This is a genomic window from Vibrio sp. TAP-3B (genome assembly GCF_057784735.1).
This window is the reverse complement of the sequence record NZ_CM173496.1, coordinates 247107-260825: the sequence shown is the minus strand read 5'-3', so window position 1 is coordinate 260825 and position 13719 is coordinate 247107. Positions and strand designations below refer to the sequence as shown.

Here is a 13719-nt window from a genome sequence, read left to right as displayed (position 1 = left end):
GGGATGTTTAACAAGTTAGAGGTAAACGTGTCAGATCTAGCCAAGGTTCTCAATATACAACGATTTACGCTGCATGATGGCCCCGGTATTCGTACCGAAATATTTCTAAAAGGTTGTCCGCTACGTTGTGATTGGTGTGGAAACCCCGAAAGCTTCAATCGTCGTATTGAGGTTGGGGTGTTTCAAAACAAATGTATATCCACCGAGCACTGTGGGTCTTGCCAAGATGTCTGCCCAAACAGTGACATGTTGATCTACTCAGATGCTACTTTATCTCAGGTTGATCGCAATTTGTGTAACGGGTGTTTGAACTGTGTAGAAGAGTGCCCTTCAGAGGCGATTAAGCAGTGGGGTCAGCTAATGTCGGTTGATGATTGCATGGCGCTGATTAGAAAAGATCGCGGCTTCTATGACCGCTCTGGCGGTGGCGTAACTATGTCCGGTGGAGAACCTCTGCTACAAAGCTGCTTTGTGCGAGAACTATTTAAGGCTTGTAAGCAGGAGGATATTCATACCTGTTTGGAATCCAGTTTCTATGCTAACTGGAATCGTATTGAACAAGTGCTTCCCTACACGGATTTAGTTATTTCAGATATTAAGCTGATGGATGGTCAAGCTCATAAACGCCACACTGGCGTCGAAAACCGCAAAATACTACGTAACTTAAAACTGCTCGTGGCTGCCGATAAGGATCTAATACTTAGAATCCCTGTTATCCCGACTATCAACGAAGATGACGCCAACATATCAGCCACCGCGGACTTTATTGAGCGTGAGCTGAATGGTCGAGTAAAGGTAGTACAGCTCTTGAGCTTTATGCGTTTAGGCGAGGAGAAATACCAGTCGTTAGGACTTGAGTACAAGATGCGCGATCTCAGTTTCGACCGCCATGAATTTCAACAGCGAGTTGGCAACATTGCCGACTATTTTAATCAACGCGGAATTCGCTGTGTCGTTGGGACAAAGGAGCAAGAAGAAGCCCGACAGACGGAAAAAGATAATAACTATGAGGCAATAACGTGAAACTAAAACAACAGAACTGGGGCGAGGTCGCAGGGCAGTCGACACCTGTACAACTCTTTACCCTCGAAAACAGTCAAGGACTCAGCTTAGCAGTCACAAACTATGGTTGTATTGTAACTTCTCTTGAGGTTCCTGATCGGCAAGGCCAGAGAGCGGATGTAGTGCTTGGTTATGAAAGTCTAGACAAATATCTGCAAGGCCATCCGTTTTTTGGTGCCGTCGCCGGTCGCTATGCGAACCGCATTGAGAATGGATGTTATAAGCTAGATGGTGAGTCATTTGAGTTGGAAACCAATGAGCTGCCAACAGGGCAACACCTGCACGGGGGTAGCAATGGATTCGATAAGTACGTTTGGGATTTCGCTATTGAAGAGCGACAAGACGCGATTTTCATCCACTTTAGCCGAGTGTCGACCGATGGTGAATCTGGTTACGGTGGCAATTTGGTCGTCACGCATTCCGTAGGTTTGGATGAAAGCAACCGAGTTCACTTCAACTTCAAAGCGACCACTGATACGCCTACAGTCGTCAACCTGTGTAACCACAGCTATTACAACTTAGGCGGGCACGATTCAGGAAGCGTCGATGGTCATGACTTAAGACTCTATGCCAACTTCTACACACCTGTTGATGAGAACTCTATTCCTACAGGTGAAATACGTAGCGTTCTTGGATCAGGCCTCGACTTTACCGAGACGAGGCGCATAGCTGACAACAAAACGAGCATGCCCAATGGTGGTTTTGACCACAATCTAGTACTCGATGGCTCTAAGGTTGAAGGGGAGTACAAGTATGCTGCTGAATTGTATGAACCTAATAGCGGTCGTATGATGACGGTATTAACCACCCAGCCTGGTGTCCAGTTTTACAATGGATTTAAGCTATCCAATAAGCACTGGGTTGGTCGCCACGGTGAGCGCTATGAATCTTGTCATGGCATGTGTCTAGAGACCCAACATTTTCCTGATAGCCCGAATAAAGGCCATTTTCCTTCGACGCGTTTGAATCCGGGCGATGTGTACCAAGAGAAGACTATACACCGATTTTCAGTGAAGTGAGCGGTGCCGCTTGTTTTACGCAAAATAAAAACGGCTTGTATAACAAGCCGTTTAAACATCAGAGTATAGAGTATTCGGATTGTTAAGTGCAAATGACTAACTTGGTGTCACCTTGTTTAGCCGCTGCTTCAATAGAAGGGCTTGGCTTTTTATCGGTTAGGAAGTAAGTGACATCTTTGATATTGGCCAAAGTGATCGAACCTTTCGGAATAAACTTGCTAGAGTCCATTGCGACTAATACGTTGCGTGCTGACTTCATCACCGTTTGGGTAATCATTGTCTCATTAAGGTCGTATTCGAGTAGAGTACCATCAACATCAACAGAAGCTGCGCTGGTGACTAGATAATCAAAGCGGAAGTTCGAGATAAAGTCCATTGCTTCAGTGCTAACAATGCCACCGTTGAACGCTTTAATTTTTCCGCTTGGAATCAAAACATCAATAGACTTATTGGTATGCAAAACGCTGGCAACACGAAGGCTATTAGTGATGACTTGCAAATTACTTTTTTTTGCCAAATGACTTGCGATAACTTCAGCGGTTGTACCTATCGTAATAAACACGGTTGAATTATCGGGGATCAAGTCAGCTATTGCTTTACCAATAGCGTGCTTTTGCTCGGTGTCAGATACCTTGCGAACTTCGTAATCAAGGTTGTTCTTAGTCGCAGGAGAACTTGCGCCTCCATGATGACGAATCACCAGCCTGTCATTGTTGAGTTTCTTGATATCGCGCCGAATGGTCTGCGTAGAAACATCAAGCAGTTCTGCAAGTTCTTCTACACTGTAATAGCCTTTGTCGTTAACGAGCTTAATTAGCTTATCTTGTCTGGGATTAGTCACTTCAATCTTTCGCTTTGTTTATTTTTATAGTTTTTGATCGACTTCTAACCTAGTCGGGATTCCTTCTCGACCACCTCTTTTGGTACATTTTAACGCGGCAACCATATTGGAGAAAACAATAGAGTCACGACTTTGTTTAGATTCTGCTACCGCGACCGCTAAAGCGCCATGGAAAACATCACCAGCACCTGTTGTATCTACGACATTTACCTTAATCACTGGCTCGTGGCAAATTTTATCGCCCTCTAACCAATAGCAACCTTTTGAGCCTACAGTAACATAAATTTTACCATCTGTTTGTTTTTGAGCAAGTTTTAAACCTTCAATTGGGTCATTAGTTCCCGTGAATTTCTCTAAACCTGGCGCTGAAAAAGCGACATGATCAGCAAGTTTAACCAGGTCGTCAATCGTGTCGGGGGCAATGTCTGCATCTAAGACAGAAGAAATATTGTATTTTTTTGATTGCTCTAGTGCGTATTTGGCACCTTCAGGCCAGCGAACGTCGGTTAAAATGGTTTCGTATTGAGAAAAGTCGATATGCTGAAGCGATTTTGGGTCACGACTGAGAGATTTGTCTTGGTAGTTAATGATCATCCGTTCACCTTCGTCATCAACTAAAACGGCTGAAAACGCAGATGATGCGTTAGGAATGTGTACCATTTTATCGACATTAACGCCGTAACTACTGAGCTCAGAGAGTAAGGTATCAGCAACGCTATCTTGACCAACTCGGCCGATGAAGTCGACGCTATGACCAAGTCGAGCGACGGCTACCGCAGCTGTAGCAGCAGGGCCTCCACCAACTTCGAAATAATCTTTAGCGACATATTTACCACCTGTTGTGGGTAAGTTATCTACACGTTGAATTCTGTCGAGTACTGTAATGCCTACACATGCGATTGTCATGATTCTTCTCTTTGTTTGTAATCTAGGTTGTTATTCTGCTTAGCTGCAAAGTATGCAGGTCAGTATATTGATAATTTGAACTTTTGATTGGGACTGTAATCACAAAAAAAACAAAATGGACATAAAACAACAAAATGTGACATTTGTATCGGTTGTCGATGAGATTAGTGTTTATATTAGGCGCCAATTAACCATTAATGTGAAGGAATTTGAAATGTCGACGATTGGGTTTATTGGTTTAGGTCAGATGGGTACACCAATGGTACTAAATTTGATCAAAGGTGGTCATTCTTTGAAGGTGTTTGACATCAACAAAGCTGCAGTTGAACAGCTTGTGGAGAACGGTGCGACAGCTTGCAAATCACCGGCGGACGCAGCTATCGATTCAGAGTTTGTCGTTACTATGCTACCGAACGGTGCTTTAGTGAAGAAGGTTATTCTCGATGACGAAGGTGTCCTTTCTACACTAGACAAAAATGCACTATTAATCGATATGTCGACCATTCACCCTCTTGAAACGGATACGTTAATCAAGGAAGTGAGTGATAAAGGCTTTTCTATGATGGAGGCGCCAGTGGGCCGCACCTCCGAACACGCAGTAAAAGGCGAGTTACTTATCATGGCGGGTGGTTCTCCAGAACAAATTGAACGATCACAGCCGTTATTTGATTGCATGGGGAATGAAACGGTTGACTGTGGTGGAGCGGGTAAAGGCATCCGTGTCAAAATCATCAACAACTACATGAGCATTGCTCTTAATGCGTTGTCGGCAGAAGCTGCAACCCTTGCTGAGGCGGTTGGTCTTGAATGGGAAACGGCGATGAAAGTCATGAGCGGAACACCAGCTGGCAAAGGTCATTTCACCACAACTTGGCCGGGTAAAGTTCTTGCTGGTGACTTGTCTCCGGTGTTCATGGTGGACCTTGCGCACAAAGATTTAGGCATTGCTCTTGAGCTCGCAAACCAAGTTAATGTTCCAATGCCATGTGGAGCAGCTTCACGTGAGTTGTACAGTATTACGCGTGCCGCTGGTCGTGGGCGTCAAGACTGGACATCCGTTCTGGAACAACTGCGTGTTACGTCTGGTTTAGAGTCAAAAATTAAGTAATTCACCATGTCACAGCCATTTGAATGGAGATTATTCAACAACAATTGACATTCAGGACTTCGTTTTTCACTCCTAACCTTATGAAGGGAGTGATTTTACAAAACTCTATGTTAACCCTACTTCATTTTCTTTGAAGTAGGGTCTTTTTTATGCGCCAATGAAAACGTCATAGGAAAGGGTTACTTATATAAATGTATTGGGATTGTAATAGTGGTTTCTTTCTATGTATCTGATTTTTATTCTTATTGCATATTCTCTCTGTTGGTTGTATCAGTGCTGAGTAGGGTTTTCGTGTCTACTTACAGCAGTGGAATCTTATTCACTCGATTAATCTAGTACGCATAAACCACACTTTTTATGTGTTTTGTGATCTCGTGTACATTAATGGTAATTTATGTAGTTTTGTGGACATTAAGTGTTATCTAGCTAACAGAAACAGACAAGTTAGATTGGTACTTTATATTAAACGAAACAATAGTCGATTAGACACATTTAACCTTAGGGGATAAGCACAATGCCTTACGTATCAGGTAAAACAATGATTCAAGAAGCGTGGAATAGCGGTTACGCTATTGGCGCTTTTACAGCACATAACCTAGAAACTATCAAAGCAGTTCTATTGGCTGCGGAAGAAGAGCAGTCTCCAATCATGATACAGATTGGTCAAAAAGCGATTAATGAGATGGGAATGAAGCCACTGCGTGATGCTGTGGATTCGTTGATTCAACATCACCAAATTACGGTACCTATCTGTATCCATCTGGATCACAGCCGTAAGTTTGAGCAGTGTATGGAAGCTGCAACTCGTGATTTTCAGTCACTAATGTTTGATGGTTCAGCACTGTCATTTGAAGACAACATCCGTATTACTAAAGCTGTGGTAGAGGTTGCAAATGCGCTTGGTTTAGGTGCAGAGGGTGAGATTGGTAAGATAGGTGGCACAGAAGACGATATTACTGTAGACGAGAAAGATGCCATGATCACAACTGTTAAAGAGGCTCTCGATTTCTCTGAACGCACAGGTGTAGATTACTTAGCTGTATCTATTGGTACTGCCCATGGTGTATACAAAACAACGCCTGAACTGAAGTTTGATCGTTTATCTGAAATTAAAGCTGCGGTGAAGAAGCCTATTGTTCTTCATGGTGGTTCAGGCGTGCCTGATGATCAAGTTGTTGAAGCGGTTAAGCGTGGAGTAGCAAAGATCAATGTAGATACTGAACTTCGCCAAGGTTTTCTCAACGGTGTTCAAGCTCACTGGAAGGAAAACGCAACAGATTACATTCTTGCAGATGTTATGAACACAGGTATTGATTCAATGAAAGAAGTGGTGCAACACAAGATCCGTTTATTCGGCTCTAACGGTAAAGCAAAATAATCATAATAAAGTCACAGATTTTGGTGCTGCATAAGCGGCACCCAATTATTTTCTAATCCAATAATGGTGATTCTATGTTAAGAGCCATCGAAAATGTACTGAACGCGATAACAACGCCGTTATCTAAGGTATTACGTCATGTAGCCGGTATTTTGCTGCTTGTCATGACAGTAATAGTCGTGACGCAAGTCTTATTCCGTTACATACTCAATATCCCACTAAGCTGGACTGATGAATCATCAAGATTTTTGATGATTTATATGACTTATCTATGTTTGCCGTTTGTTTATCTAACAGACAAAAATATCGCCATGACTTTTGTCACCGAGATCTTAGAGAAAAAAGCGCCTAGGTGCTTTTCCTTCCTCACTTTACTGGCGCATATTTCTGCAATTTTGGTGTTCGCTGTGTGGATCAAGTTTGGTTGGAATTTCTTCCAAACAGGTTCAGTAATGGCGGATAGTCTGCCTATTCCTATGTTTTATGTGTACATCATCCCACCTGTAATGATGGGGTTGACCATCCTTTACGCTCTTCAAAAATCTCTCGCATCGATTCGAGGTATATTGGGCGATTTCGAAGACGTGTCTCATACAGCTAAGACAGCTGAACTATTTGAAGCGCCTGCTGCTGAAGAAGCACCGGAGCAAGCGCAAGAGCAAAAGCAGTCATTTGAACCAGAAACTGCGGCTTAAGAGGGTGTTATAATGGTTTCTCCAATTTTCTTACTCTACTTTATGATTCTATTGATCATTGGTGTTCCAGTTTTGTTTACGCTGGGCCTATCACCTATGATCACTCTGTTTCAAAGTGATCAGATGCTGTTTGCCAACATGCTTTATCAGCGTTTGTACTCGGGATTAGACAGCTTCCTATTACTAGCTCTGCCGTTTTTTATGCTGGCAGGTGAGTGTATGACTGCTGGTGGTATCACACCGCGCATCATCGCTTTCGCGCAAACTATGGTACAACACTTTCGTGGCGGTCTTGGTCACGTAGTTATCCTTGCTGCAACCATTTTTGGAGCGTTAACTGGCTCGGCGGTAGCAGCGACCTCAGCGATTGGCGGTATGTTGATCCCTGAAATGAAGAAGTATAAGTACGATACTGGCTACTCGGCGGCGTTGACTGCAGCAGCTACAGTGCTAGGTAACATCATTCCGCCATCAGGGATAATGCTGCTGTACGCATTTGTTATGAACACCTCTGTAGCGGCAATGTTCTTGGCTGGTGTTACTCCAGGTATCATTTTTTGTATCGGTCTGATGATTATGAACCGATACCAGATTCGTAAATACCCAAATGTAAAACCGATGGAACGTGCGCCTGCTATGGAACGTAAGCAAGCTTTCCGTCTTGCTATGCTTCCATTGCTTACCCCAGTTATTATTCTTGGCGGTATTTACGGTGGTATCTTTACGCCAACTGAAGCCGCAGCAGTTGCGGTAGCGTATGCGATTGCAGTTTCACTGTTCATTATCAAAGTAACGAATGTTAAAGCGACCTATGCGCTATTTGCCAAAGTTGCAGTGAATGCTGCTTCGATTCTTATCATTGTTGCAGCAGCAAGTGGCTTCGCATCACTGATCAGTCTGTCTGGCGTTTCGAATATGGTTGCGGATTTCATGAACGGAATCACCGATAACCCGTACCTTCTGTTCGCGATTATCAACGTATTGTTGTTCATCATCGGTATGTTCTTGGATGCAGGTCCCGCGATTCTTATTTTCGCTCCAATCTTCGCTCCAATCATGATTAACGCTGGTATCGACCCGGTTCACTTTGGTGTGGTGATGTGTGCAAACCTATCTATTGGTCTAGCAACGCCTCCAATGGGACTCGTGCTGTTTGTAGCGTCAGGTGTATCTAAAGTTTCGGTATCGGAAATCTCTCGCAAGATCATTCCTTTCCTAATGGTCGAAATCGCGTTGATTTTCATCGTGTCGTGTTTTCCACAACTGGTTATCGGATTACCGCAGCTAGTGGGCATTATGTAGTTAGTTTTACAGCAAGCCTTTATGCGTGGTACTTGACTTCTACTTAAGTGTCGCGACTCAAGAATCAGGAGAAATTAAGTGATTAATGACAAAGGTAATTTACAAGTGAAAGCACAAAAGATATTGGGAGCGCTTGGTGGCATCGCAAACATCGCTGAAGGGAATATTGATAACTGTGCAACACGTCTGCGAATTCAAGTAAAAGACATGGGTGCGGTAGACGAAAAGATGCTTCTTCGCCAAGGAGCTCTAGGTTTTATTCGCCTTCCTGAAAACCAAATCCAAGTGGTATTCTTTGATGTTCATAACTTGGCTGATGAATTAAGAAATCAAGCGGAATGTTGAGAAGCAACGCTTCACGCTAGCTTCAAATTATAAAATTAGATTGACAAAAGGTAACGTTGAAATGAAATGGATAAACACTCGTTCTCACGCTTTCTGGTTAGAGACTGAAACCGACCGTATTTTTGAGTTTGGACGCAATTCGGTTGTACCAAATGGCTTTGGCTGGATTGGCAACAACGGTAATGTTCGCGAAGAGATGGGGACTCGTCTTTGGATTACGGCTCGTATGCTTCACTGCTACGCGCTAGCCGCTCATATGGGACGCCCAGGTGCTTACGATCTGGTTGAACATGGCATCGCTGCACTTGAAGGGCCTTTGAAAGATAAAACTCACGGAGGTTGGTTCGCGACTATCGAGAACGAAGGAGGTGGCATCATGGACTCGTCAAAGCAAGGCTACCAACACGCTTTTGTCCTGTTGGGTGCTGCAAGCGCGGTCACTACAGGACACCCACGTGCACAGGCTCTATTGGATGAAGCCATCAATGTTTACGAAAACCATTTTTGGGTAGAAGAAAAACAGATGTGTTTCGAGTCTTGGGATCAAGCTTGGACTGAAACCGAAGACTATCGTGGCGGCAACATGGCGATGCACTCGGTTGAAGCGTTTCTGATTGTTTATGATGTAACCAAAGACAAAAAGTGGCTAGATCGTGCATTGAATATCACCGAGTTTATGATCAACAAAACTGCGAAAAGTCTGAACTATAGAGTAAACGAGCACTTTGACTCGGATTGGAACCCACTGCCTGATTACAATAAAGAAACTCCGGCGAGTCATTTTCGAGCATACGGTGGTACTCCTGGGCACTGGATCGAGTGGGGACGTCTGATCTGTCATTTGCGCGCAACGTTGCAAGAGATAGGTGATTACTGCCCAGATTGGCTGCTAGAGGACGCTATTGGGTTATTTGATGCGACAGTGCGAGATGCTTGGTATGTGGACGGAGCGCCAGGCTTTGTTTACTCTGTTGGCTGGGAAGGTAACCCAGTTGTCCGTGAACGTATTCGCTGGGCACCTGTTGAAGCTATTGGTACGGCTTACGCACTTTATACCGTCACCGGTGACAAGAAATATGAGGATTGGTACCGTACTTGGTGGGATTACTGTCGTACTTATCTAATCGACTACGAAGGCTGTTCATGGTGGCAAGAGCTCGATGTCAACAACCAAGCGGGAACAAGCGTAGTTTGGGACGGAAAGCAAGATATCTACCACCTCATGCATTGTTTATTGATTCCTCGATTGCCATTGACTCCAGGTTTAGCACCTGCATTATCAAGTGGATTGTTGGATTCACAATGTAAATAGTTTTTTATAGGGTCACTTATAGTGTTATAGGCTGGCCCTCGGTTTCAGATAATAAATGCGACATTCATGGGGCGGTATAGGAGAGGAAGCCAAATACTGAAAGTTGTATGCTCTTCTCGCAAAAGAAACAAGCAGTACTACCATTAATTATCAGCAGTTGACTGAGGGCAGAAGGTGCTAGGTTTTTATCTTCTGGAACGGGGGATTTCGGTTTCTGAAATAGCTAAAACAGTTCATTGCCATCGCTCTACGGTGTATTGAGAGCTTAAATGGAGCCATTACTGCCCAGACGAAGCTCAGATGTTATCAATCAAAATCGCAAATCTACATGTAAGTACCGCACCCACAGGAACATGTTGACTTTATCCGTCTCCTTTGGAAATGGATGGAATCCTGAGCAGATACCCAATGTATTAACGTAGGTCGGTGCGCCAGTCAACCATGAGTGGAACTAGCGACTTATTGGGTAGGATAGACGCTTTGGTGGTAAGTTATATCGCCACCTGAGGCAAGAAGCGATCTTGTGATTGAGAAATCGACACTGCATTAAGCAAGCACGGCACTAGCGTTATGGTGACGATTTTAGAGCGTAAAACACGATTTACGTGGTAAAGAAAGTCTCATTCAAGTCAGTGGATTATGTCACCAAAGCAACAATAGAGGTACTCATGCCTCATAAGGAGCATGTCCATACCATCACAGCAGATAGCGGGAGAGAATTTTCAGGTTATGAAATAATCGCAAAGGAGCAGGAGGTTTATGTGTACTTAATGAGAATACGAACGGCCTTTTAAGGCAATATGTGAAGAAAGTAACCGATCTAACAACGGTAACAGACAGCGATATTAAATTCGCTTTATCGCGGAAAAATTATCGACCGAAAAGTGTTTAGACTTCAAGTAAACAGCGATTGCCTTTAAAGAAATGGCATTAGCTGCTTGATATTGGCGAAAGTCGCACTTCGTAGTTGAATTCGGGAATTTTTGGTTTTCTTTACAGTGTTGTAACTCCAATTGAAAACAAGTTTAATTTTCTATGGGAGGGTAATGTCGTTTAATGAGGTACTAGAGCATGTTAAAAAATATAATGTTATTTGGAATATAACGTATGAAATTGAAGATTAGTGTTGTAAGGATAATGTTAATTTCCGTCTTGCCGATATTAACAGTTCCATTTAGTCCGTTGGCTTACGCCGAAACAATAAACGTGCGTAAAGTGGAGGGGTTAAAAGAGGAAATGGTCTTCGATATCCTCAAATTGGCATTGAGTAAAACTCGCCCTGATTCGAAGTTCATTACTTCAAGTCAATATTATAATGAAGCACGCTTAATGGGAGAGGTTATAGCTGGGAATATTGACGTAATGTGGGCTGGTGCCACACTTGAAAAAGAAGAACAAATGCTCTCGGTGCGCATTCCAATATTAAAAGGGCTTCTAGGTCATCGAATATTTATTATCCATCAAGAAGATAAGGGAAAATTTGCATCTATTCAAACGTTGAGTCAGCTCAAAGCTTTTGATGCAGGTCAAGGTACATTCTGGGGGGATACGAAAGTGTTAAAAGCCGCACAAATCCCCACCATCACTACTATTAAATATTCTAATCTCTTCCCTATGCTGGAAGGCGGGCGGTTCGACTATTTTCCTCGAGCAGTCCATGAACCATGGAGTGAAGTTGACTCTCGTCCAGAGTTGAATCTTACCATCGATAAGAATGTGATGTTGGTCTACCCATTCGCAATGTACTTTTTTGTTAGTCCTGACAATCAGACGCTGCATGATGATATTTATAACGGTTTCGAAATGGCAATTCAAGATGGTAGTTTCGATGAGCTTTTCTTTAACCATCCAATGATTAAAGAAGTCTTAGAGAAAGCTAACTTAAAAGATAGAACCGTCTTTCGTATTCCCAATCCATACATGCACGATAAAACGCCTTTTGAACGCAAGGAATTTTGGCTTGATGTTTCTAAATTGTAAGCATGCGTAACAAGAACAGGAAAGAATAATGAACTCTATTAAACAGAAGTCGATGGCACTATTGTCATTAGTGACGCTTGTGGTCATGATAGTTGCATTTATGGCGACATATTATGTAGCGAAGGGCTATCTAGATAAATCTTTGCAAAGTGACATCATAGACACTAACCAAACACTAAGTATCGTTCTTCAAGAGCCAGTTTTTGCATATGACCAAGCGCTCATTACGAATATTATCGATTCTTTTGTGGTGTATCCACATATTGAAAGTATTCAAGTAGCCGATCATCGCGGTAAAATCTTGGCAACAGCTAATGCTGACGAGGCAGCGGCAAAGCATGTCCTTAACTCTCAAATTGTGGATGTTTTTTGGGGAGAAGATAAAAAGGTAGGAGCTCTATCCATAGAATATCGTCTGGATGCCAATGACAGCTTGCTGCAGGCTCTCAAGTTCGTGTTGATAATGCTAGGTGGAGCGCTATTAGTAGCACTTCTAGCGACTAATTGGATAGTTCTTTCACTGTTTGTTGTGAAGCCTGTCGAGAAGGTTGCACAGGCGCTTCATGAAATTGCGGAGGGAGGGGGAGATCTGACTAAGCGACTCAATATCATAACAAATGATGAGTTTGGGCGTTTAGCCACGAGTTTTGACAGTTTTGTTGAACACCTACAGTCTTTAGTTCAAAGTATTGTGCATTCTGCAAACTCTTTAGGAGTGTGCTCAAGTGATATAAAGCGAAGTGCGCACATCAATGCCCAATCCATGAAAAGTCAGTCCGCTGATGTAGAACAAGTAGCGACGGCGTTGAATGAGATGAGTAGTGCGACTGAAGAGGTGTCTGGTAATGCGGTACAAACCTCAGAAAAAACAGTACAGTGCAGTGAGTTGGCTAATTCAGGGAGTGCAGTAGTAAGTAAAACAGTGTCGGAAGTTAAAGAACTCGGTGTACAAATAGAGCAAACATCACTTACGATAGGTGCTTTAAGAGAGAAAAGCTCTGATATTAATACCGTATTAGAAGTGATTAAAGAAATAGCAGAGCAAACCAACTTACTGGCGTTAAACGCAGCAATCGAGGCCGCGAGAGCAGGTGATCAAGGGCGTGGCTTTGCGGTTGTTGCAGATGAAGTTAGAGGACTCGCACAACGTACTCAAAACTCGACAGAGGAAATAGAGGAAATCATTCGAGAGTTACAGACTGCATCAACTCAAGCGGGTGAGCAGATGAGCAAAACGAGTGAGCGTTTGTCATATACGTTAGAAGAGTCAGATAGAGCCTTAGAAGCGTTAGCTGATATTTTAGAACATATCTCAGTAATCACTGACATGAATACGCAAGTGGCTACGGCAACTGAAGAGCAAAACGCAGTGGCAGCGGATGTTAGCGAGAAAGTAGAGAACATTAACACAACAACGCAGGAAGTCACTCAGAACGCGCTTCACGTGGGGGAGGTGGCTGAGAAACTAGACAAGCTTAGTGGAGAGATTAAGCTGGGCTTAAATAAGTTTAAAACCGATTAATGTTGATTAAACCAGTTCCGCACCAGCAATTTTGGACACCGAGTTAAGTGAGTACAATAATTAACGAGGTGAACCATGACAAGCAAGAAAACGTATTATTTGTATTCGTTCGGACTAGATCTGATACTTCAATTTGAGAAAAAGAGAGTTATCCGCTTTGATTAAAGGTGCTTAATCCGTAATCAAAGACAACAAGGGGTAACTCTCATGTGTATTAGTGTGATTACCAAGGGAGACTGACGGTATAAC

The 13719-nt window shown here is 43.1% G+C and carries 13 protein-coding genes and 1 pseudogene; 12 read left to right on the top strand and 2 right to left on the bottom strand.

All coding sequences use genetic code 11. The features are described 5' to 3' along the window. The first annotated feature begins 27 nt into the window (after positions 1–27). Positions 28–1023: a (2S)-3-sulfopropanediol dehydratase activating enzyme gene (gene hpfH, locus AC3D28_RS15650; RefSeq protein WP_257145764.1), complete on the top strand. Its 996-nt coding sequence runs from the start codon at positions 28–30 to the stop codon at positions 1021–1023. Continuing rightward, positions 1020–2081: an aldose epimerase family protein gene (locus AC3D28_RS15645; protein WP_098416343.1), complete on the top strand. Its 1062-nt coding sequence runs from the start codon at positions 1020–1022 to the stop codon at positions 2079–2081. The genes hpfH and AC3D28_RS15645 overlap by 4 nt, the downstream gene beginning before the upstream one ends. Before the next feature lie 82 nt (positions 2082–2163). Here AC3D28_RS15645 and AC3D28_RS15640 read toward each other — a convergent pair whose 3' ends face one another. Beyond that, positions 2164–2922, bottom strand: a complete 759-nt coding sequence (locus AC3D28_RS15640) for a DeoR/GlpR family DNA-binding transcription regulator (RefSeq protein WP_098416342.1) — start codon at positions 2920–2922, stop codon at positions 2164–2166. 24 nt (positions 2923–2946) lie between these two features. Beyond that, positions 2947–3828, bottom strand: coding sequence for a PfkB family carbohydrate kinase (locus tag AC3D28_RS15635; RefSeq protein ID WP_098416341.1), 882 nt, complete (start codon positions 3826–3828; stop codon positions 2947–2949). Between the two features lie 214 nt (positions 3829–4042). Here AC3D28_RS15635 and yihU point away from each other — a divergent pair, with 214 nt between their 5' ends. The 10 genes and pseudogenes from yihU (at position 4043) to AC3D28_RS15585 (ending at position 13470) form a co-directional block, all read left to right on the top strand. Then, complete coding sequence (gene yihU / locus AC3D28_RS15630) at positions 4043–4936, top strand: sulfolactaldehyde 3-reductase (protein ID WP_098416340.1); 894 nt, start codon at positions 4043–4045, stop codon at positions 4934–4936. Between the two features lie 514 nt (positions 4937–5450). Next, positions 5451–6314, top strand: a complete 864-nt coding sequence (locus AC3D28_RS15625; protein WP_488536613.1) for a class II fructose-bisphosphate aldolase — start codon at positions 5451–5453, stop codon at positions 6312–6314. Between the two features lie 74 nt (positions 6315–6388). After that, positions 6389–7009 (top strand): TRAP transporter small permease, encoded by a 621-nt coding sequence (locus AC3D28_RS15620; protein WP_098416338.1) that lies wholly within the window; start codon positions 6389–6391, stop codon positions 7007–7009. 12 nt (positions 7010–7021) lie between these two features. Beyond that, positions 7022–8311, top strand: coding sequence for a TRAP transporter large permease (locus tag AC3D28_RS15615; RefSeq protein WP_098416337.1), 1290 nt, complete (start codon positions 7022–7024; stop codon positions 8309–8311). Positions 8312–8389: 78 nt separating this feature from the next. Then, positions 8390–8656 (top strand): PTS sugar transporter subunit IIB, encoded by a 267-nt coding sequence (locus tag AC3D28_RS15610; protein ID WP_098416336.1) that lies wholly within the window; start codon positions 8390–8392, stop codon positions 8654–8656. A gap of 61 nt (positions 8657–8717) precedes the next feature. After that, positions 8718–9968: an AGE family epimerase/isomerase gene (locus tag AC3D28_RS15605; RefSeq protein ID WP_098416335.1), complete on the top strand. Its 1251-nt coding sequence runs from the start codon at positions 8718–8720 to the stop codon at positions 9966–9968. A gap of 174 nt (positions 9969–10142) precedes the next feature. Further along, positions 10143–10229, top strand: a complete 87-nt coding sequence (locus AC3D28_RS15600) for a helix-turn-helix domain-containing protein (protein ID WP_488536819.1) — start codon at positions 10143–10145, stop codon at positions 10227–10229. 270 nt (positions 10230–10499) lie between these two features. Then, positions 10500–10860: pseudogene (locus AC3D28_RS15595) on the top strand (IS30 family transposase); the annotation flags it as partial. 215 nt (positions 10861–11075) lie between these two features. Continuing rightward, entirely contained in the window at positions 11076–11948 is an 873-nt protein-coding gene (locus AC3D28_RS15590) for a transporter substrate-binding domain-containing protein (protein ID WP_218925183.1), read from the top strand. Positions 11949–11976: 28 nt separating this feature from the next. Continuing rightward, on the top strand, positions 11977–13470 hold the full coding sequence (locus AC3D28_RS15585; RefSeq protein WP_098416333.1) for a methyl-accepting chemotaxis protein: 1494 nt from the start codon (positions 11977–11979) through the stop codon (positions 13468–13470). The last annotated feature ends 249 nt before the right edge of the window (positions 13471–13719 follow it).